Consider the following 21,834-nt stretch of genomic DNA (forward strand, 5'->3'; position numbering starts at 1 on the left):
TACATTTTCTAATCGCATTCTAAGAAAGCTTCTTTATCATAGGAATGATTCGTTCCTGCTGGCTAGCCTTCAGCTCGAAACTAAACCGAATGGAGAATCATTTGCTTATGCTAACCGACAAGAAGATCCTGAAAGCCTTGTTTCTGATCCAACTGCTTTCTTCCTTTTTGGTCGTAGCCGGTCATTTTACTGCGTCCGTTCTTTACTTTAACGATCCCTTCTGGGTGACTGCTCTCAACCAGATCAGCAGATACGGCACTGTGCTTCTGGCCATCGTCAGCGGGTACATGACTGCCTTGACATTAGAGCAGAAAAAACCGTCCTTCTGGCAGTTTTTCTCGGGAAAGCTAGTCTACATCTACATTCCTTTCCTGTTGTGCGGGGTGTGGTACCACTATTTGCTCAATGATGTATGGCCGCAGACTGCGACCGAGTACCAGGATATTTTCCTGGGGAAAACGGGCGGTCACTTGTATTTCATTTTCATGATCTGTCAGTACTATCTGTTTGCGTATCTGTTTCGCAACATCATTACCAGGAAAAACATCTTGTGGCTCATCTGGGTGTTTCTGGCAATCCAGTATGTGTATATCAATTACCTGCACCAGGGCTGGCTGGGCCTGACGACACGCCACCTTTTGCCGACCTGGATCTTTACCTTTTATGTCGGGCATCTGGTCTACTGGTACCGGGATGTGATTTTTGCTTATCTGCAAAAAAAGCAGACCTACCTGATCCTGTTTACCGGTGCCTCAGTCATCAGCGCCGTCTATTTCGTGTTGTCCAGCACGATCTATGTAGCAGTCCATCTGTCTTTTGTGCTGGCGACGTTGATTACGTTTCTGGTCATGGTCGTCTTCTTTCTGGAGTGGGTCGACAAGATTCAGATCAGGTTTCGCAAAGGCTTTACCTACTTCATCTATCTGATCCACTCAGCCTTCCTGATTCTCTACAGGGATTGGCTGAACCAGTATTTTGGCGATGTCTCCTGGGTGTTCAACAACACGTGGTATTCTCTGATCTATTTGCTGATTGTCTACGCCAGTACGGGACTTGTCGCTTTGCTTCTGGTCTGGATCACCAAAAGCCTCGAAGCCCTGGTCAAGACGCGCTGGAGGGTCTTCAAAGAGAGGTATCATGCGAAAGCGTAAAAATGAACAGTGTGAAAAGGCATCCGCGTAATACAGGGTGCCTTTTTCATGGGGCTTGTTCCAAAAGGCCCCTCACTCTGCGAGGTGATCCGGATGGTATTGATAGATACGCAAATCGACTGATCCAGAGTCTGTGACGACAACACCCTCACCGCGAAGCAAAAGAATCTGCGTCATGCGGAATTCTTCCTCCTGGAGACTGATTTGCCCAGATGCGTTGATGACCCGGTGCCAAGGGAGGCGATGCTTTTTGCTCATCGCATGCAGGATTCTGACAATTTGCCTGGCCCCTCGTGGACTGCCCGCCAGTGCGGCGATCTGCCCGTACGTCATCACCTTGCCCTCCGGAATATGGCGAATGATGTGTACAGCTCTTTCCGTAAAAGGTTTCATGGTTCCATTTTTTCTCCCGTGTTATCATAAAATTGAGGCAATTCATCCTGAGCTCGAACCGCTTCCCGGTGAACGTGTCCCGGTAAAAAAAGCAACCGATGCTTTTCAGCATACTGGTTTACATGATAAGCTGCAAGCAGGCACTGCGACGAGGATGGTAAAGACAACAACATCCCCTCCAGACCGGCTTACTCACCTATCTGGAGGGGTTTTGAAATCTTGCAACTGTATTCCGCACGTCTGGCAAACTGGACATATCCTGCCTTTCGGAAGGCATTGGCCATCGGCAGGTTGTTCACATCGGTATCCGCCCGAATGACCGTGGCGCCGGCTTTCCTGAGAATCTCCGTCCCCCGGCTGAGGAGCTTGTGAATGTAGCCGCGTCCCCTGTATTCCGGCATGACACCGATGTAGCCAATCGTCGAAAAAGCAGGGCTTTTTGCTGGCATTACCAACCCGATACACTGTCCTTCACCGGCATAGGCAAGCTGCCACCATTCCGGGTCGTACACTAGCTGCTGCAGATCCTGAAACAGCTCCATCGCCATCCCGGCTTCACCGAGACGATCACGGTCCTGGAGAATGCGGCTGTCCAACGTACCCGCTGAAACCCGCTTCACCGCATCGATAAACACCTGGTTCCCCACCTCGGCCAGGGAGCGAAAAATCAGACCGGAGTCGGTCGCCTCGGGCTCTGTCAGATCGAAGTCTGCCCGCTCGGACCGTATCGGATCGACTCGATCTCCCTGCCTCCACTCAAAGCGGAAGGTCTCTCGCTCAAGCAGAAAGCCCATTTGCGTAAGCAATGCCTGGCGTTGTTCGGGGAACGTCTGCCACTGCGGGGTCATTGGAGGTGTGTCCAGCACATGGCCTGCTTTTTCTACGCCCATGCTTTGGAAAACCTCAAGCGCTGTTTGCAACAAAGCTTTTCCATAGCAGAGATAATCCTCCTGTTCCCACGGCACATCGAGCAGGACAAAATCAAGCGGTTTTTCCAGCTTGGGCAGCGTCCACAAAGCGACGCGTCCCTGCACATGATTCTCCTTTTCCGCGACAAAGCACCATTCCGGGCGCATCGAACCGACGGCAATCATTTGTTCCACATAACGTGCTGTCTCCTGCCTGCCCTTCGCATCCGAACTGCCTGCTTGCAAAAAGAGATCCCATTCTTCCGGTCTGATGGAACGAACCGTAATCGCCGTCATCGACTTCCCACCTTTTTCTTCATACTGTGAATCAAATTCACTCAACATGGACCTCTTTTATACTAATCCAAGTCCGCCAGCTTATGTCGGCCGGCGGTCCTGTATCCAATCCCTTCCCTCTACCTTGCCAGTGGAAGCCATTAAGACAGAGAAATGCTCCCGTCCGTCGATCCCCAGATACTCATTCATTTCCTGATCAAACCAATGTCCTACCGTAGCCACACCCAACCCCAGTGCATTGGCCGCGATGTGCAGATTCTGGGCCACATGGCCAACATCCCACCAGATGTACCGGTACGCACGCTCTTTGTACTTGTCTCGCGTGCGGTCGACCACAGCCGTCCAGACAAAATTGACGGCGGCGCGGCGCGTCATCTCCTGATTTTCCGTCAGCTCGTAGGCCAGCTCCGATACATCCTCAAGCTTCAGCCCTTCCAGACACCATTCTTCTATATCGAGATGGTACAATCCTTTTTCCAAGCCTTCCACGTTATTTACGAGCAAATACGTTTCGATCGGGTATAAGGCACCTGCCGATGGTGTCGTCCGCAGCTGGTAATCACCCATGTCCGCAGTGATGCCTTGTGTCCCCCATAGCAGGATATTCAATTCGTTTAAGGAAAGCGGCCGATCCAGAAAATTTCGTCTGGAGCGACGATGACCCATCAGCTCCCAAAGATCGGGGGAAGCAGGAAATTCACTTGGCCCCAAAGGGATTCGCACAAGCGCTTGTTCATAACGCAAATAGGTAGGCGGTCTTTTGGAAAAATCATAGCGGGCTGCCCACCCTTTTTCCAAATCGCCGACCGCATAAGATGTCGCTTGCAAAAATTCATTGCAAATTCTTTGCCACTCCGGATGCATGCTATGTTCATCCTCCTCTTGTCTTTTGAATGCCGTCTGGCTACAATCGAGTATACGAACACAATTTCAATTAGTAAAACAACTGTTAGTAATATTAGTGATTAGATTTCTCTAATGAAAAGGGAGGATCAACGTGACTCTGGCCCAATTGCAAGTCTTTATCGCCGTAGCAGAAGCGAAGAGCTTTACCCGTGCCGCTGACACTTTGAGCTTTACCCAATCAGCCGTTTCCCAGATGATCCTCAGTCTGGAAAAGGAATTGGGCGTTCCTCTTTTTAACCGGGGACGAAAAGGAGTGTCCACCACGGCGATCGGGGAGCGCATGCTCAAGCAGGCTCGTGAAATCTTGCAAATCATCTCCTGCATGAAACAGGAGGCCTCCGCTTCCAAGGGAATCGAGACCGGCACGCTCAGGATCGGTTCGATCCACACCGTGTCGACCAGATTGCTGCCGTGCTTGATCGGGTCGTTTCGAAAGCTCTATCCCCAGGTGGAGATCGTGCTGTTTGAGGGGGAGTACGCCGAAGTAAACAGTTGGATAACCAGTTCCGTTGTCGATGTGGCCTTTACGACCAAGCCTGCTCCCGAAATGGATTACACGCGGCTCACCCGGGATGAAATGATGGTATTCGTGCCCGAAGACCACCCCTTGCGCCATGAGCCCTCTCTCACCTTTTCCCAGATTCAGGACAAATGCTTCCTCATGCCCAAAGACGAATGCATCAAAAAGCTGCTGCTGGACCACGGGCTGGCGTCAACGATTACTTTGGAAGTCAGAGATGTGACCACGCTTCTCGCCATGGTTCAGGAATGGGTCGGGGTGACGATCCTGCCGGAGCTTTACATGCCCGAAACGCTGCCCCGCGTTGTCGCCATCCCGCTGCGCCCGGCCATTACCCGTGAGCTGGTGATTGCTACCCGCAGCTTTGATCAGATCTCCCCGGTGGCGGCCGAATTTATTCTGCACACCCAACATTATCTGAACATGCACGGCCCGGCACCGGCTCCGTGAAGAAGCATGTTTTCCGGCATGTCTCCGGGCTCCAGCTGTATAAAAGAGCTTCACCTCCGCAGCATAACGTTTGCGGGGATTCGCACACAAAAAGATCTTGCCCCCAAAGGAAGCAAGATCTTTTTCATGTTTACAAGAAAGTGATCTTCGCCTACCGGATTAGACGGCAGACAGTGTCACCTTATTATTGTAGCCGTCACCTTCGAACTCATACAGGTCTTCGTCCTCGTCGGAGTCGATAATGACACCCTCAATATCTGCATCTTTAAATTCATCCCAGATGGCTTCGCAGATATCTTCGACAAAGCCGCGAATTTGGCTTTTGGTCAGATCATCGTACTCATCTTCGTAATCGCTCAGGTCAACCTCGATTTCTACGCTGATATCATCTTCGTCGTCTCCATCCAGCGAAATATCCCAGGAGATGTCTTCAAAATCGCCGAATTCCCGATTGAGGTATTTTTCCAGATCGGCAAGCTGATCGTCAAAATCGTCTTTGCTGCTGCTGCCTTTCTTGCGTTCCAGCTTGTCAACTTCATCCTTGAGATCAGAGATTTTGGATTCCAGCGATTTGATCTTGGAATCCCGCTCAGCCAGTTGTGCTTCCAGCGAAGCGACGCGCGTATCCGGCTTGTCTTTGACGTTAATCGTGTAGTTGGTTCCGTCCCAGACGACATCCTTGTTGAAGACATTCGCCATCATCCGCAACGGAATGAACGTGCTGCCATTGATAATGAACGGCTCCAGGTCCGTTGTGACGACAGCACCGTTATACATTACTTTAATGTTATTGTAAGAGGCTTGAACTGTCTTTTTCCCGACAGCGGCATCTGTGCTGATCGGCATGAGAACAGCTCCCGCCAGGATCACTGACGACACTATTGGCACCCATTTCTTCTTCCACATACAGATCTCTCCCATCATCATTTTTCGTGTGGCTGTTTCTTGCACCCTATGTACGAGATTTCCGTCAACTTTCGAAGCAGCGAAGCACTTGAACGTTTTGGGTCAAGACTACTGTACCCGGGGATGGTGAAAAATCGGTGAAATTCAGGTGACCGCTTTCCAGCTTTTTTTCATTCATTTTTCACGTAAATACGGTAAGATATAGGAAATCATGTTCGGGTCGACAGTACAAAAGGGGGAGAAGACGTGCAGATATTGGTCGCGGAAGATGATCTCGTGCTGGGCCAACTGATTGCCCACCTCCTGAAAAAAAAGGGTGGATACCAGGTTGAGTGGGTGACAACCGGGGATGAGGTTTTCGATTACGCCATTGACGCCCATTACGATGTCCTCATCCTCGATTGGATGCTGCCGGGAGTGGATGGCGTACATATTTGCCAGCGCTTGCGCAGGGAGGGATACGCAGGGGCGATTATCATGCTGACTGCAAAGGATGCTCTGGAGGACCGGATTAACGGACTGGACGCCGGTGCTGATGATTATTTGGTCAAGCCCATCGAGATTGATGAATTGCTCGCCCGTATTCGCGCAGTGAGCCGCCGCAATTTCGCACCGCTTCAGGAGCAACTGATTGAGCTGGACACGATCAAAATCAACCTTACCAACCGTACGGTGTTTGACGATCAAGTCGAAATACAGCTCACTCCGCGCGAATTTCAATTGCTGGATTTGCTGATTCGCAACAAAGGACAAGTCTTGTCCCGGGAGTTGATCTATGAAAGAATTTGGGGCTTCGATGCAGAAGTATCGCTGAAGACCATCGACGCAACTGTCAAATTGCTCCGAAAAAAGTTAAACTGGAACAACGGCAAGGACTTTATTCAAAGCGTTCGCGGGGTGGGATACAAACTTGATCTCTAAATGGTTTTCTCGCTATCGTCCTTGGAAAAAGGACGTCTTTACCCGTACGCAGACCCGCCTCGCCTTGCAGTACACAGCCGTCATGTCCATTTTTCTTTCCTTTTTTATTACGATCGTTTATTTTATGGTCGATTTCGCTGTTTTCTTTGAACAGGATAAACAGCTTCAATCGATTACCGATCAACAGGTACAGATCATCCGCGATTCTTTTCCAGAAGGGATGGTCGATCAGCAGGATTTGGACGACCTCAGTATGATCCGGGAAAGCGGCAAACAATTTTTCTACTACTATGTCAATTCCGACGGAAAGCTTCAGTTCGGCGATGAGTGGAGTCGCCGCCTGCGGCCCGATTTGCTCAACCTGGTTAACGGCTGGGTCCCTGGAAAACGGGAGATTCGTTACGAAAGCATCACGATTTCTCCGATTGCCTTTAAGCGTAGTGAAAATGCTCCAGCATCGTATCCGCCATACAAAGAAAAAAGCCCGGGCAGGGAGAAGAATCCGGACAGACAGAAAATGCTGGAGAAACAGAAGATGCTGGAGAAAGAGCGCGACATTCAACTGATGATCACCGGCAGGGCGGTCTATCAGGACAAACAGTTGGTCGGCTTCCTGTATACAGGGAGAGATATCACCTTTACGTACGAGCTGACGAAAAATTTACTGACCGTTCTCATCGCTCTTGGCATTCTGTTTCTCGGCGTAGCGGTCCTGCTCAGTTACTACATGTCCAAACGGGCGATGATCCCCATCCGGCAATCCTTTCAGAGACAACGGGAATTTGTGGCCGATGCTTCCCATGAGCTGCGAACACCGCTCAGCATCCTCCATTCCTCTCTTGACGTGTTTGAAATGGAAGACGGCGAGCAGCTTTCGGACTTTTCCAAGAACGTGCTGGTCAATTTGAAAAATGAAGTAAAGCGGATGGCGAAGATGGTCAATGATCTGTTAACGCTCGCCCGCTCTGAAACCGCTCGCAGCGATGATCTTGTCTTTGATCACTTTGATCTGGCCCCGTCCGCCCAGCAGTTGGTTCGCTCTACCACTACACTTGCCCAGTCACAAAACCTGAAGCTTCATTCTCACATTCCCGATGTTCTTCCGGTGTTCGGCGACCACGAGCGGATCAATCAGCTTCTCTATATCCTGCTGGACAATGCGATCAAATACACGCCTCCCGGTGGAGAGATTCACCTGACACTGTCCATAGAACCGACAGAAAAGCAGTCTGCACTGCTGATTAAAGTACAGGATACCGGTTTTGGCATCCCGCCGGAGGATCTCGATCGCATTTTCGACCGTTTTTATCGTGTCCAAAAAAACCGTTCCCGACAAATGGGAGGAACCGGCCTCGGTCTGTCCATTGCCAAATGGATTGTGGAATCCCATAACGGAACGATTGCCGTTTCCAGTGTACCCGGTCAGGGAAGCACCTTTACCGTTTCGATCCCCATTATCAGAAAAAAGGCATAGCCACTGCCTGGTAAACAGGCAACCCGAGCCGTTTTATCATCCCGTTGAAGGCCATAGAAGGTGGGGTCTGTATGGATTACAAAGATTGGGACATTCTTACGGTTTTAAATGAAGAACGGAACTTTACCAAAGCCTCGCAGCGACTGTTTATCTCACAACCTGCTTTGACCTATCGGATTCAGCATATGGAGGAGTTTTTTAAAAGCACATTGTTTGTCCGGAATCGAAACGGTGTGCAGTTGACGCCCCAAGGGGAGTTGGTCGTGCAGTATGCGGAAGAGATGAAGAAAAGATTGCAGACGGTGCGAGATACGATTGAATCAATGGGCACAGAGGTAAAAGGCACGATTAAAATTGGCGTCTCTTCCACGTTTGGACAGTATATTTTACCGGAAATGCTGCACCAATATCTCGGACGCTTTCCCCAGGTGAACGTACAGATCATCACCGGTTTCAGTTGTGATATTATGCAGCTTCTCGTGTCCAGAGATATCCACCTCGCTATCGTCAAAGGCACTCATCATTGGCATGAGGAAAAGATCCCGCTGTCCGATGAATCGATCTGCGTCGTGTCGAAAGAACCATTGGATATTGATCAGCTGCCTAGTCTGCCCCGGATCAATTATCAGATGGACCCCCATTTGAAAGAGATGATCGATGACTGGTGGAAACAAAAATTTCACGAACCTTCGTTGATTACCATGTTTGTCGACAACCTGGAGACTTGCAAGGAAATGGTAAAAATAGGAAGAGGCTACACCATTCTCCCGAGCATCTGCTTGCAAAATGAGCAGGGATTGTTTGTCCAGCCGTTGCACAAAGAAGACGGCACCTCGCTCCATCGGAAAACCTGGATATACTGCCATCACTCTTCCATGAATTTTGCCATCGTACGCTCCTTTTTCCATTTCCTAACGGAGTATCAGACACCCGCCCTCCTTCAGGAATAACTGGCAAACCGCCTCACTCCTGGGGCGATTCAGCCCAACGAAGCATACGAGCAAATCCCCCCGAGAAATCTCGAGGGGATTTTGCGTGTTGCGGCGTGGTTATGACTTTACTTCACTAAGAACAGGGATATTTCCGGGAAAATAATAATCAAAGCGAGACATACCAGCATGACAAAGTAAAAGAGATAGACTCCTTTAATGACTGATTCTACTCTCTCTTTGGCAATTCCACTGATGACAAAAATATTTAAGCCAACAGGTGGAGTAATCATCGCTAATTCCATGTTAATCACCAGAATAATCGCAAAGTGAATCAAATTAATATCCAGCAGGGTCAAGATCGGCAAGAAAATCGGGACAGTGATCAACAGAATTGAGGTAGCTTCCAGGAACATCCCCAGGAAAAAGTACAGAAGGCAGACCAAGATGAGAAACGTCCATTTGTGAAAACCTGCTTCCCCGATCCATTCTGCAAAATGATGCGGAATCTGTTCGGTTGTCAAAAACATGCCGAAAATCGTGGCAGAGGCAATGATCAGGAAAATCATGGCTGTGGTATTGACTGATTCTGTCATAATTTTTCGAAAAGAAGACCAAGTAAGCTCACGGTAGACCAGCAGCGATACAAGCAGCGCGTACGCTACAGATAAAAAGGATGCTTCCGTCGGTGTGACAATCCCCGTGTAGATGCTCCCCAGAATAAAAACGGGAAACAGCAGCCCCCAGCTTGCCATCAATGTTGGCTTCCAGCGTTCCGCGAGCGGCACTTTTGGCAGTCCCCCGTATCCTTTTCGGTATGCGACGATGGTCACGGTGATGACAAGCAGCAGGGAAAGCAAAAGCCCCGGGATAATCCCAGCGGTAAACAGCTTTTTCGTCGACTGTTCGGTCACCATTCCATACAGGATAAGCGTGATCGAGGGAGGAATCAAAATACCCAGTGTTCCCGCCGTGGCTACCAAGCCCATGGCATAGTTTTTCTGATAGCCGGCAGTGACCATGGCCGGGATCATGATAGAGCCGATTGCTGCAGCTGTGGCCGGGCTGGAGCCGGAGATTGCCGAAAAGACGGTGCAGGCCAATACCGTAACGACAGCCAGGCCACCTTTGGTATGACCGATCCACACTTTTAATGCTTCGATCAGATATTTGGAAATTCCACCGTGCGCCATGATTAATCCCGCTAAAATAAAACCGGGAATCGCCATCAGCGTCGTAGAATCGATTGCAGAGAACATTTTTTGTACAACGGTTTCGATGGAAAAATCAATCATCCACAGCGCGATCACGCTGGAGGCTCCCAAACTGATCGCAATCGGGACGCGTAAACATGCAAGTACGATAAAAAGAATGATCAATAGAGCTACTGCCATCCAAATCCCCCTAACCCGCCATCCGTAAAAATAGGTTTTGTTTCTGTTATGTTCATTCGCTTGCGTTCCCCTCGATTTGCGGAGGTGCGAATCGTTTCATCGCCTTTTCGAGAAAATGCGTGAATAACAGCAGCCCTCCTACCGGCATGGACAGGTACGGAATCCACATCGGCATCTCTACATCTAGGGTTTTGCCGCCTTGTATGTATACGGTAGCAACCATTTTCAGACCGGTAATGATAAAGAACAAGCTGAATGCGAATCCGACCAAAAGGACGAAGTAATCGGAAACCTTCTTCCATTTTTCAGGAAAACGATCATATAAAAGGTCTATGGAGATATGCGCATCATCCCGGAGGGCCGTTCCAAATCCGATGAAGATGCCCCACACCAAAAACAATGTGTAGATTTCTGTTGCCCAGAATTGCGATATTTCCAAAATATAACGTGTGACAATACCGTACAGACTCACCAGTACGGCAAGGATGAATAAAGAACCGCTCAGTGCATCCTCTATAATCCTGATGACTCGAAAAAATTGACTCAACCCTGCTCACCGCCTTCTCTTTTCGCACATCATTGATGCAAGGGCATCAATATTCATCAAATAGTTGCTGAATTTCTTCTCTCTTGTCGCTAACGAGTAAGGAGAGCATTAACAAAATTCTGGCCTTTTGCGGCAGTAAATTATCGCCACTGATGAACGGATAGTCCCGATAGCACGCCAAATCTACCACTCTCCCCGCTCCCACTCTGCTGCTGCGGGCAATGACGATCCCCTTTTGTGCTGCTTCGGCCAGCGCCGCCTCTTCTTCTGCGGATATTTTACCCGCGCCTGTGCCTGCTGTTACGATCCCTCTGTATTTGTTCGTCGCGGTGATCGATCGGATGATTTCCCCATCGGCTCCCGCGTAGGAATAGACGATCGCCACCTCTGGAAGGTCCTGGAGCGGAAGAGAGGCAAAAATGGAATGAGCTGTATGCTTTCTGACCGGCGAGCGGTAGTATTGTACCGTCCCGTCCGGGTCCACATAGCCGAGGAATCCCAGTTGATTCGACTGAAAGGTCTCTAACCTGTAGGTATTTGTCTTCGAGACGTCACGGGCGCTGTTGATTTCGTCATTCAAGACAACCAGCACGCCCTTTCCGTGCGAGGAAGGGTGAACCGCGACTCTAACGGCATGCAGCAGATTAATGGCGGCATCCGATCCCAGCGCAGTGAAAGGCCGCTGCGCGCCAACCAAAACGACGGGCTTGTCCGTATTGACGGTCAAATGTAAAAAGTATGCGGTCTCTTCCAATGTGTTGGTTCCATGAGTGACGACGACTCCGTCGTAATCCCGGTCATTCAGATAATGCTCGATCTTCTCTTTCAATTGTCCCCAATGGTAAGGGGTAATGTTCGTACTGCTAAAATTGGTCACCTGTTCAAATTCCACTTCGGTAAATTGCCGAATCTCCGGTATGGCAGCCAGGAAGTCCTCGGCCGTGAAATTGCCTGATTTATAATCCTTCAAGTCCAGCCGATCACCGCTATAACCTGAAATTGTTCCGCCTGTTGCGATTATGACCACCTTAGACATAAAAACCTCCAAATGATTGTTGTAGCGAAAACGTGATATCTGAGAGAGACCATAGCTGTGATACTTTTTTCGAGAATAGACGGGCGACGACATCCCAATAAAACGGCTTCTATCTTCCGCCCGCCTGACTGCTTACTGACTGCTTATTGCATGCTTACTAACTGCTTGCTAACTGCTTGCTAACTGCTTTCTAAAAGCTTACTTACCGTTATGTTTCTTGATTTCTTCCATCACGTCTTCCCCGATAATCGGCGTGTATTTGTCATAGACGTGTTGGAATGCCTTGCGGAACACTTCTCGCTGTTCGGGGGTTAGCTCCGTAATTTCGATATCTCCCCGTTTTTTTATCGCTTCATAAGCCTGCGCATTCAGTTCGGCTGCTTTACTGCGAGCCACTTGCGTCCCTTCCTTGACAGCTTCTTCGATAAGTTTGCGAGTAGGATCATTCAGACTATCGAAAAATTCTGAATTTGTTAGCAGCACATAATCTACGCGAGTATGTCCAGTGACCGTCATGTACTTTTGAACTTCATCATATTTTTGTGAATCAATGTTGCTGAACGGATTCTCTTGCCCGTCCACAACGCCTTGGGAAAGAGCTGTGTACAACTCCGAAAACGGGATGGATTGTGTACTGACGTTAAACGGAGAATAAATATCCGCGACGATCTTTCCGCCGTCAGCGCGAAGCTTCAAGCCTTTCAAGTCCTCGGGAGAAACAATCGGACGTTTGTTATTGGTGATATGTTTTTGCCCGTTTGGCCATACTTGCAGACCGATTACCCCATCCTTGCGAAGTCCGTGCAGGATGTCCTGTCCCTTTTCTCCATCCCAAAAATTCATTGCACTTTCATCGGAATCAAACAAAAACGGGATGGCCGGTATGTAAAACCTTGGGTCCTGACCAATCAGCTTGTTGGTAGAAGGCATGATAAACTGCACGTTGTTTGCAATCAGGTTTTGATACTCGTCCTGATCGCCGAAGAGAGCGCCGCTTGGATAGATCTCTACCTTGATCAATCCTTGCGAATGGCTTTCCAGATAATTTTTCATGGCCAATGCACCTTGATGCTTGGGTGTGTTTTCAGCGACCACATGGGTGATTTTAATCTTTAATTTTTGAATCCCTTCCGCTGTGCCTCCTTCGCTTGCCGCGCTTGTCGTGCTTGTCGGATTCTTTTCCGTGGCTTGGCCACAGCCGGACAGCAGCAGTGCGATACTGAAAAAAAGCGCTGTCATTTTTTTCATGTTGAAAACTCCTTCCTCTCTGTAAAGATTGACCCCTGCACATTTGTTCATGCCTGGAAACTCCTTGATAAATCTAAGCTGTATCACCTCTGTAGAGCTTGGTTGAAACGATTTAACAGAATTATATTTTTTGTTTGACAATAAGTGAAATACTTAAATTCTATTTAATAAATAAGAAAATTTTATTTAAATGAAAAAAGTCACCCTTCAAAGGTGACTTTGCTGAAATCCCTACTGTTCAGCCAAACGCTCGATAATCGCATCTCCGCTTTCCCCGACCCGCACATATGCATAACGAGCTGATCTTTCCACGTCCAAGCCCGTACCCTCCGGCACAAAAAAGTTTTCAATACCGTAAGCGACCCGCCCCCAGCCGATCACCTGGCCATTGATGACCACATCATCCGGCGTCGCCTGATAGGGCTGGTTCCATTCCCCTGCGTACTGGTAATAGCCGCTGTACGCATGCACCCCATTTGACTGCTTCCGCAATACCACACGCACACGCCCGTAGCTTGGTCCATCCTCGATTTCATCGATTCTGGAAATTTCATAGTTTAAACTGACATAATCCCCTTGCAAAAGGGACCGCGGGTCGATCGGCGCAAGCTCCAGCTTGACCGTTTTCCCCTTCGCCAAAATCGTTTCGCTCCCCCACACCTGATACCCGATCAACCCAAACTGGAGCAGGATGATGAGCAGGAGCGGATATCGTTTGATGGAGAAAATCTCTCTCTCCTTCGCTCGCGAAGGTACAGGCAATCTACGGTCAAACCAGTAGCCAAGCACGAAGAACAGAATGCTTAAGGCAAACAGGCTGACCGATTTGTGAAGGAGACTCCAGAGCAGATCGTAGTATTTGCTGACCAGGAATCCAAACCAGAATAACAGGACAATCCCGAAGTCCCATTTCCCTCTTTTGCTGTGCGTCCAGAAAAGCAGGCCGGTACTCATCAGGAAGAAGGCGAGGTTCGCGGCAAAATAATATCCGCCCTGTAACGTTTCCGCCAGCATCAACAAGGAGGCCATGCCGTAGATCAACGCACTTTTTTGCAGCAGCGGATGAAGTCTCGGGACGAAGTACATGGCAAGCTGGAAGACGCCGATCAGGAGCAATGTCACTGCGCGATGATTTCCCCACAGTTGTTCACCCTGCACGAACAAGACGAGCAAAAAGGTGAATTGCGTCAGCATGCGGGCAGTGACCTGCGGGAGCCTCCACCAGACAAGCAGCAGAATCACCAGGAAGAAGAGCCAAAAGTACCCGATTCCCATCCAGCCGTCTAAGGAAATGAACAATGCTGAAACAGCCCCCATCAAATAGCCCATGCTGAGCAGCGTATAGCGGACGGTTTCATGCGTCGTCTGCAAAAATACGGCGGGAGCAATAAAGGCTGCCAGGGACAGAAAAAAAATGAAGTAGAGCACATTCTCTCCCGCATAGGTCAAGAAGAGCAGAAACATGATGCAAATCGTTCCAATCAGGGACGCCACGACAGTCACCAGAACAATCATTGCTTCTTGAAAGGCCCGCTGCCATATGCTGCTGTGAGGCCCCACCCCTTGGCGCAGCCATTTCAGGAGTGCGACTGAGCCCCAGACGAGTCCGGCTGCAAGAAGCAGACCGAGAAAGAGAATCCCCTCCAAAAACACTGCTGAGAAATTCTCCCCGATAAACCAGAGGAATTTTCCCAAGATAAACAAAGCTCCTACTGCGGAAGTGGCGATTAAAAAACCCCGATGCGGCCTGACTCGTAAAAAGTACAGGAAGGAAGCCGCAAGGACAATAAAATAGAGCAAGCCAGGGAACGCACCATACACGCCCATGAACGAGCTGACAAACATCACCAGATGAAAAACCGAGAACGATAGATAGTGGATCGGACGAGATTGAAGATGCCCCTGTGAAGTCAACCAGAAGAGCAGCGCATTTACGCAAGCGATACTCAAAAATGCAAAAAAGAGAAACTCTTCTTCAAAGACGATCCATGTCGCGGACGGCTTCAGGTAGAAATAGATAGCCAGATGCGCCAGAACATAGCTGACTACATAAAACGGCTGATATCTGGTAAAGAAAGCAAACAGCGCATTGGGCAGAAACCAGACCGCAAACAGCATGTAGCTGTCAGCATGTGAATTGTACACCTGCCCGAGCAGCGCTGTACAAATCCCGAAGGCGAGGCCGCCCGCCACCAACAGCCAATTGCTCAAAAAGATATGCCGCTTCCACAGCAGAGTGCCGACATAGGAAGCAAGATAAAAAATGAAGAGAACACTCACGCAGACGCCAATCTTTTCCCCTCTGCCCATCTCCGGCCAGTTGGATGCGAAGAAATACATGATGGCGGACAACAGACAGGCAAGAGCTAAGAAATAGCCCAAACGTACAGCAGTCAGCTTCACAGCGGTCACCCCTTCATACTTGACTCGTTCATGCAACACCAGCGCCCATTTGAAAAATATGTAAGAATACCCTTTTGAGAGCATCGTAAGCCTTTTTAGCTCCCTTGACAAGAAAATCATTCCTCTATTATATTACTTCATAATAATTTAAGAAAAAAACGGAGCTTGGAGTTGTCAAACATGAGTCAAAGAGGCCGGAAAAAGGGAGCTGTTGGAGAACAAAGCCGGGCTTTGCTGCTTGCCATCGCAGCCGATGAGTTTGCCGAGCATGGCTACCACGATGCCAAAATCAGCGCCATCGTAGCGAAGGCAGGCTTAACGCAGCCAGCCTTTTATCTGTATTTCCAAAACAAAGAGGCGATCTTTCAGGAACTGGTTGGTACGTTTCGCACCAGACTATATGAGCTTACCCAAAAAAGCAGGCTGGAGACGGGCATGGAAGCAAGCGCTGTTTCTGAGCGGATAACCGGCGGTCTCACCATGATTTTTCGCTTTTTGAGTGAAAATCCAAGTCTGACACGAATTGGTTTTTACCTGTCCGAAGAGGCTGAAGCGATGAAGAAGCAAGTAACGTCGATCCTCCACGAGAACCTCGTCTTTGAGCAGGAAGCCGGTTATTTTGCCCGCCATCTCGATATGCAAATGGTCGCGGAGAGCCTGGTCGGCGTCACTGAGCGTCTGACGACAACACAGCTGCTGCCGGGACGCAAATCTCCAGAAGCGCTCGCTTCCGAGGTCGTTCAGCTTTTCCTGGACGGTATGCGCAGCGCGACTGAAAAACCGGGAGACTAGCGGATACGGAGGAGGACGCGTGGTCACGTCCGGAGGCTACTGGTTGAGACATTCTTCTGCCTTTCACTCTGCTCCAGCCAATCCATCAGGTGTGGATAGCACGCCCGGGCATCCTCATACCCCCGCTCATAGAATTGCTGGAGCCGACCGTGATTTCGTTCAAAACTGCTGATGCAGCTCTCTGTGGGAGAGATGACAAAAGCACGATTTTCTGCCCGCAGTTTCTCTACGACTCCCAGGCTCTCGTAAAAGGTGTCGAGGTGGCGGCTCAGCGCCTTGCGGATGCCGGAAGCCCGGGGATATACAGAATCATACAGCCGGCTTACGTTCCAGAAAAAGCGGGCAGAAGGTGTAGAAGCCGGCGCCGTCAGGACGATCACATGCCGCTCGTTCCCGTCTTCGATTGATTTTTTCAGAGGGATCGGGTCGGCAATACTGCCGTCCAATAAAAACCGTTCCCCGATCTTCACTTGGCGTGAAACAAAGGGCAGGCTGCACGAAGCCCGAATGGCCAGGAAGATGTCGTCGCACTGCGACTTGGAATAATAGACGCTCTCCCCCGTCAGACAATCGGTTGTCGCCACTACGAAATGTTCGGTTGACTGGTGAAACCGATCATAATCAAACGGTGCCAGTTTGCTCAGAATTTCATCAAAAATAAAGTCGATGCCAAGCAATGTTTGCTTGCGAAGCAGGTTGCCCAGATGAAAAAATCGACGCTCCTGAATAAACTTCGTGATTGTGGTTCTGCCAAGCCCCTTTTGTCTGGCCAGATAGACTGCGCCATTGCATGCTCCTGCTGATACGGCGGACACATAAGAAAAAAACAGCTGTCGCTCCATAAAAAAGTCCAAGACCCCTGACGTGTAGATTCCCCTCATTCCGCCGCCCTGCAAAACAAGCCCCACCTTTTCCATACCATCACCCATTCAATTCCCGTTCTTGCAGGTAGTATGAGTGGGAGAGAAGCTCTTCATGCAGGTCCGGATCGTTCCTCTTTTCGGCGTTTTCATATGAAAAATTTGGTTTCCCCAAGCTTCCGGGAGGAGCCTTGGTTGCTGTTCTTCATCCATTCCTGTCGACATTAAAAAAACTTGGCTTATCGCCAAGTCAAATAGCGATAGCCTCCGTTTTACTTTCATCATTTAACGCGTTAGCGAAATCCAATTTCCGAAAGTACAAAAAAACCTGAGCGCATCTGCTTTGCCCAAGTTTTTCTGTTTGCTATTTGTGTATTTCCGCTCTATTTTTCGCTGCCCTCGACCTTGAAGGTATGAACCAGCTCATTGAGCTCTTGCGCCATATCGCTCAGTTTGTGCACAGCCTCGGAAATACCCTCCATGGAAGCCAATTGCTCTTGTACATGGGACGCTGTTCCCCGACTCTTTTCAAAAGAGACCTTGGCCATGTCGTTTAATCCTGTAATCGACGCAGATATCTGTTCGGAGCCTGCGGACATCTCCTCCGTGGCAGCCGACACCTCTTGAATCTGACTGGCGGTGTTTTCCGCATCCTGCAAAATACATCGGAAGACTTCCCCTGCTTCGTTTACGATGCTTTTTCCTTCCTCTACTTCCCGTGTTCCTTGCTCAATCGAGCGGACCGCCTTGGCTGTGTCTTCCTGAACCAGACGGATCATGTCGCTAATCATTTCTGCTGATTGCTTGGATTGCTCAGCCAGCTTCTTGACTTCCCCTGCTACCACTGCAAATCCTCGCCCTTGCTCCCCTGCCCGTGATGCTTCGATCGCAGCGTTGAGCGCAAGAAGATTGGTCTGATTGGTGATTTCCGTGATCACCTCGATAATCTGGTTAATCTCCTTTGATCTTTCGCCCAGCTCCGTTACGACTGAAGCTGACTGGTGGACTGCATCACTGATGGTATCCATTTTACTGATCGCCAGCTGGATCGACTGATTCCCGGTGTAGGCCGCTTTCGCTGTCGCACTGGAGAGCTCCGCCACCTCCCCGGATATTTCCGCGATCCGATGTACCCCAATCGCCATTTCCTCAATCGCTTTGCTGCTTTCGCTGGTTCCCTTTGCCTGGATTTCGGAGTTGTTCGAGACTTCCTCCATCGCAGCCGCAATCCGATCAGCAGCCATCGTGGTTTGTCCAATCCCGGCAGTCAATTCCTCGGTCGACGTGGCTACCTGCTGACTGGTGATATTAATCCGGCCGATCAGCTCTGCCAGCTTCACTCTCATCACTTCAAATGAGGTGCTCAACTGTCCGATTTCATCTTTGGAGGAAACGGTGATCACGCTGGTGAGATCCCCTGCCGCAATTCGTTTCGTATCGGCAATCAATCTTTTCAAAGGATTGATAATCGCCCGGCTGTGCACGTAAACCACCGCGATTCCGATCAGTATCACCGTCAAAAAGAAGACCAGTGAAAGCTGGTTATTCGCTTTGTTGTTTGTTTCAATGTTGAGGATCGACTGCGTAATTTCACTCAGCTTGCTGTCGCGGATGTTGTCAATGCGCTGATTGATGTCTTCAGCGGTTTTGTCAAAATCCCCCATGATCTGGTTTCCCTTTTCATGCCCGCCCTCTATATAATGATTCGCCATCTTTTTCCCCATGTCGTAATAGCGATCAAACGAGGCTTTTGCCTCCTGTAGCATCTCGGCTTCTTCCGGATAAATCTGCGCCATCTCGTCCAGTTTTTCATGGAACAGCTTGGCGTACTTTTCAGCGATGTCAAAGCCGTCATCTAGCCCGTCTTTTCCACGCGTGGCACTGATGTCCGTAAACCACTGCTGCACCTGGATCACGGAGATCTTCAACTCGTCAGCCAACAGTGCCGCTTTTAATGTCTGATCTTCGACTTTTTTCAGCTCTCGCCAATGCGCCTCCGATGTGACGTATTGAAACAGTTGAATCACAATGAATGAGACAAAAATAACTGCAACGGCCACTACGTTTTTCCATTTGATACTCATCGTCAATCCACTCCCACCTGTCCTTGGTATTCTCTCTCTTTACACTGCTTCTGAAAATCGGCAAATATAAAACCCACATGCATGTCGGCGACTAGGACTTTCGCACTACAACTGTGGGTTTTCCAAATCATACCACGATTATGACAATAAAGACAGGTTTTCCACAAAAATGACATAATCTCTCACAAGCTTATTCCAGTGTTGTCCGGGTCAGTGGCGGTGTACATCAGGCCTTGGAAGCATCGGATTGTTCTTCCCGCGATTCATGCTGCTTTCTGGAGATGTACTTCAGCTCATCCAGCAATTCATTCTCCGAATAACTCTCCGGTAAGAAGCGGACGCCATAGACAAATCCCTCTTGGCTTTGCTTCAGCCAGATAAACTCCCCCACGATGCTGAAAGCTGTCCGTTCTAGGGTAAACTCGATCAAGACCTGCGTATGTTCCGGGACTTTCAGCGGTGAAACGGCCTTTGCCCCTTTCAAGCTGATGTCCAGCAAATGTATTTCTCCTTTTTTGGTTTCAACTTCCCGCCCCTGTATTTTCAGGATGGCAAACGTTGCGGCCAAAGGGGCAGGAAAGGTGAATCGAAAACCTTCTTGCCTTTTAAAATGGATGAAATCTGTTTCCACCATCATGCTCCTTACTCGATCATTTTTTTTACTATTCTCCTTATCGGCATTTTCCTCCTTCCCATAAACGGCAGCGTTTCTTTTCAAAGTATTGGTATGAACGGCTCCCAATCAGACATCCCGCTTACCCAAACCAATTCAGAAATGTTACAATTAATACACCATCTCGTAGGCCGTTAAAAAGTAAAAAGGGTGAGATTTTTGTTAAAGCGGTTGTTTGTGATTTTGTATTTGCTATTTTATTTCGTCCTCTACCTGCTCTTCCTCCTGATTCACTATCTTTCGTTCGGATTGATAAAAAAGCTGCGGCCGCCTTTCCTGGAGACCAAGCCTGATACGATTGACCATGAGCTTCTCGATCGACTCTGGGAAAAGGGAGAAGCCGAAGAGGCCTTTTCGATCCTGGACGATCAGTTGAAAAAGGACCCGCGCGACTATCATGCGCTGAATAAAAAAGCCATGTATCTCATCTATCAGGGAAAGAATGAAGAGGCGTTGCTTCTTCTCGATCAGGCACTGGGGATTCAGCCTGCTTTCGACTCGGCACTGAACAACAAAAGCTGGGCCCTGCACAACCTGGAGCGCTATGAGGAATCGCTGACATACATTGAGGCCGCCATCCAAAATTCGGGAGGCACCTCCTCTGTGGAATACGTCAACAAAGGGAATGCGCTCAAAGGCTTGCAACGCTATGAAGAAGCGGAGGCAGCCTACCTGCAAGCGACGGAGCTGGGGGGCTGCCGGGTAGCCTGGTATAGACTCGGCAAGCTGTATGAAGAGATAGATCGTGGTGAGCAGGCTGCTGCCGCTTTCGTCAGTTATGTGGACGAAGACCCCGATGACCCGGACGCCTATCATTTTCTCGCGGATTGCTATGAGAATCTGGGTGACCATGAGAAGCTGCTCGATGTCTACACGAGGTGGACTGCTGTCACGCCCGACGATGTGATGATCCCTTACAAAAAGGGAAAGTTGCTGATGGAAAAAAACCGGTGGGAGGAGGCGCGGGAGCATTATCAGACGGCTTTGGAGCAGTTTCCAGAAGACGGTGACCTCCTTTACGGCATGGGAAAAACGCTTTGCTCTCTGAATCAGCCCGAAGCTGCGGTCGACTACCTGCTGCAAGCGATTAAATGGGATCGCAGTTTAATCGAAAATATCACCGATGACCCTGTGTGCGAGGCTGCCGTAGAAAATGATCGCTTTCAAACATCCATCCGCGAGCGGGCTCGAAAGCTGCAAGAACGCTATGATCAGTTGGCAAGAAGCTTCCCCCTTGGGGAATTTGAGAGCAACAGCGGTACATTACTGGTATCGGATCCCTGCTATGAACGGGACATCTGGTGCCAAGGTGTGGTAGAAAACGCTGCCCGGGGTAAATGGACCGCCGTCGTAGAAAAGCTGGATATGGGTGATTGGGGAGATCGCTGCTCGGCTTTGATGGTGTACCATGAATCGCTCTTGGAATTCGGCCATATTACGTGGGAGCCATGCTCGTTTGTGATTGGCGTAGACAGCGGACAGGCAGGTGTCTTCGACGAATCTGTCTATCGCAATGATGAATCGGTCATCGGCCCGACCGAATTCATGCCGGAAGACAAATGGTATTCCTCCTGTTGCGATCAAACGCTGGGCGAGCTGGGAGCGGGCCTGATCAATGGCGGTGCTGTTTCCAGTTCGGGGCTGGGTGACGGTGCCTATGAAGCCTTCGTCTGCCAGAACCAGGACGGGGTGATTGTCGCTGTCAAAATCGTCTTTCTGACCGCTGAGGATCTCTATGACTGGGAAGAAGAAGAGGAAACAGAGGAAGAGAACGACCCGGACTACTCGGAAGACCCGGAAGATTCAGGTGAGCGGGAAGGTTTGGATGAACAAGAAGGAAAGACAAACAAAGAGAGCGCAAAAGCGAGGAATAATGAATAAACGAGCTTTACAAAGAAAGGAGACGGTGCAGCATAGCCCGTCTCCCTTTTTCTGCTGGATT

At 49.5% G+C, this 21,834-nt stretch carries 19 protein-coding genes; 7 read left to right on the top strand and 12 right to left on the bottom strand.

All coding sequences use genetic code 11. The features are described 5' to 3' along the window. The first annotated feature begins 107 nt into the window (after positions 1-107). Positions 108-1,151, top strand: a complete 1,044-nt coding sequence (locus NDK47_RS23205; protein WP_251872105.1) for an acyltransferase family protein — start codon at positions 108-110, stop codon at positions 1,149-1,151. Between the two features lie 72 nt (positions 1,152-1,223). On the opposite strand, the gene NDK47_RS23210 is transcribed toward NDK47_RS23205, so the two are convergent. The 3 genes from NDK47_RS23210 to NDK47_RS23220 form a co-directional block, all read right to left on the bottom strand. Next, a complete protein-coding gene (locus NDK47_RS23210) occupies positions 1,224-1,544 on the bottom strand; it encodes an MGMT family protein (protein ID WP_251872106.1) in 321 nt (106 codons plus the stop codon). 188 nt (positions 1,545-1,732) lie between these two features. Further along, a complete protein-coding gene (locus NDK47_RS23215) occupies positions 1,733-2,794 on the bottom strand; it encodes a GNAT family N-acetyltransferase (protein WP_251872107.1) in 1,062 nt (353 codons plus the stop codon). Between the two features lie 36 nt (positions 2,795-2,830). Next, the gene (locus NDK47_RS23220) at positions 2,831-3,613 is read right to left on the bottom strand and encodes a SagB/ThcOx family dehydrogenase (protein ID WP_251872108.1); all 783 of its coding nucleotides are present in this window, start codon (positions 3,611-3,613) and stop codon (positions 2,831-2,833) included. A 133-nt stretch (positions 3,614-3,746) separates the two neighbouring features. On the opposite strand from NDK47_RS23220, the gene NDK47_RS23225 reads away from it, so the two are divergent. Further along, positions 3,747-4,625 carry a LysR family transcriptional regulator gene (locus NDK47_RS23225; RefSeq protein WP_251872109.1) on the top strand — a complete coding sequence of 293 codons (879 nt, stop codon included), beginning with the start codon at positions 3,747-3,749 and terminating at the stop codon, positions 4,623-4,625. Between the two features lie 159 nt (positions 4,626-4,784). Here NDK47_RS23225 and NDK47_RS23230 read toward each other — a convergent pair whose 3' ends face one another. Further along, positions 4,785-5,531 carry a stalk domain-containing protein gene (locus NDK47_RS23230; RefSeq protein WP_251872110.1) on the bottom strand — a complete coding sequence of 249 codons (747 nt, stop codon included), beginning with the start codon at positions 5,529-5,531 and terminating at the stop codon, positions 4,785-4,787. 246 nt (positions 5,532-5,777) lie between these two features. Between NDK47_RS23230 and NDK47_RS23235 the strand changes: the two genes are divergently transcribed. The 3 genes from NDK47_RS23235 to NDK47_RS23245 all read left to right on the top strand — a co-directional run bounded on the left by NDK47_RS23235 (position 5,778) and on the right by NDK47_RS23245 (position 8,876). After that, positions 5,778-6,452: a response regulator transcription factor gene (locus NDK47_RS23235; protein ID WP_251872111.1), complete on the top strand. Its 675-nt coding sequence runs from the start codon at positions 5,778-5,780 to the stop codon at positions 6,450-6,452. After that, positions 6,442-7,926 (top strand): sensor histidine kinase, encoded by a 1,485-nt coding sequence (locus tag NDK47_RS23240; protein ID WP_251872112.1) that lies wholly within the window; start codon positions 6,442-6,444, stop codon positions 7,924-7,926. Before NDK47_RS23235 ends, NDK47_RS23240 begins: the two co-directional genes overlap by 11 nt. Positions 7,927-7,997: 71 nt before the next feature. Continuing rightward, on the top strand, positions 7,998-8,876 hold the full coding sequence (locus NDK47_RS23245; protein ID WP_251872113.1) for a LysR family transcriptional regulator: 879 nt from the start codon (positions 7,998-8,000) through the stop codon (positions 8,874-8,876). Positions 8,877-8,983: 107 nt separating this feature from the next. Here NDK47_RS23245 and NDK47_RS23250 read toward each other — a convergent pair whose 3' ends face one another. From NDK47_RS23250 to NDK47_RS23270, 5 genes are all read right to left on the bottom strand, one after another. Further along, a complete protein-coding gene (locus NDK47_RS23250; protein WP_251872114.1) occupies positions 8,984-10,249 on the bottom strand; it encodes a TRAP transporter large permease in 1,266 nt (421 codons plus the stop codon). 52 nt (positions 10,250-10,301) lie between these two features. After that, positions 10,302-10,796, bottom strand: a complete 495-nt coding sequence (locus tag NDK47_RS23255) for a TRAP transporter small permease (protein ID WP_251872115.1) — start codon at positions 10,794-10,796, stop codon at positions 10,302-10,304. 46 nt (positions 10,797-10,842) lie between these two features. Beyond that, a complete protein-coding gene (locus tag NDK47_RS23260; RefSeq protein WP_251872116.1) occupies positions 10,843-11,832 on the bottom strand; it encodes an asparaginase in 990 nt (329 codons plus the stop codon). Between the two features lie 198 nt (positions 11,833-12,030). Beyond that, positions 12,031-13,080: a DctP family TRAP transporter solute-binding subunit gene (locus NDK47_RS23265; RefSeq protein WP_251872117.1), complete on the bottom strand. Its 1,050-nt coding sequence runs from the start codon at positions 13,078-13,080 to the stop codon at positions 12,031-12,033. 231 nt (positions 13,081-13,311) lie between these two features. After that, complete coding sequence (locus NDK47_RS23270) at positions 13,312-15,594, bottom strand: GDYXXLXY domain-containing protein (protein WP_251872118.1); 2,283 nt, start codon at positions 15,592-15,594, stop codon at positions 13,312-13,314. A gap of 69 nt (positions 15,595-15,663) precedes the next feature. On the opposite strand from NDK47_RS23270, the gene NDK47_RS23275 reads away from it, so the two are divergent. After that, positions 15,664-16,275, top strand: a complete 612-nt coding sequence (locus tag NDK47_RS23275) for a TetR/AcrR family transcriptional regulator (RefSeq protein ID WP_251872119.1) — start codon at positions 15,664-15,666, stop codon at positions 16,273-16,275. 23 nt (positions 16,276-16,298) lie between these two features. On the opposite strand, the gene NDK47_RS23280 is transcribed toward NDK47_RS23275, so the two are convergent. The 3 genes from NDK47_RS23280 to NDK47_RS23290 form a co-directional block, all read right to left on the bottom strand. Continuing rightward, a complete protein-coding gene (locus NDK47_RS23280; protein WP_251872120.1) occupies positions 16,299-17,204 on the bottom strand; it encodes a patatin-like phospholipase family protein in 906 nt (301 codons plus the stop codon). A 314-nt stretch (positions 17,205-17,518) separates the two neighbouring features. Next, positions 17,519-19,219, bottom strand: coding sequence for a methyl-accepting chemotaxis protein (locus tag NDK47_RS23285; protein ID WP_251872121.1), 1,701 nt, complete (start codon positions 19,217-19,219; stop codon positions 17,519-17,521). Positions 19,220-19,445: 226 nt separating this feature from the next. Beyond that, positions 19,446-19,850 carry a PilZ domain-containing protein gene (locus NDK47_RS23290; protein ID WP_251872122.1) on the bottom strand — a complete coding sequence of 135 codons (405 nt, stop codon included), beginning with the start codon at positions 19,848-19,850 and terminating at the stop codon, positions 19,446-19,448. Positions 19,851-20,051: 201 nt separating this feature from the next. Here NDK47_RS23290 and NDK47_RS23295 point away from each other — a divergent pair, with 201 nt between their 5' ends. Beyond that, a complete protein-coding gene (locus tag NDK47_RS23295) occupies positions 20,052-21,773 on the top strand; it encodes a tetratricopeptide repeat protein (protein ID WP_251872123.1) in 1,722 nt (573 codons plus the stop codon). Positions 21,774-21,834: the final 61 nt, after the last annotated feature.

The sequence above is a fragment of the Brevibacillus ruminantium genome, from assembly GCF_023746555.1.
Lineage (GTDB): Bacteria > Bacillota > Bacilli > Brevibacillales > Brevibacillaceae > Brevibacillus > Brevibacillus ruminantium.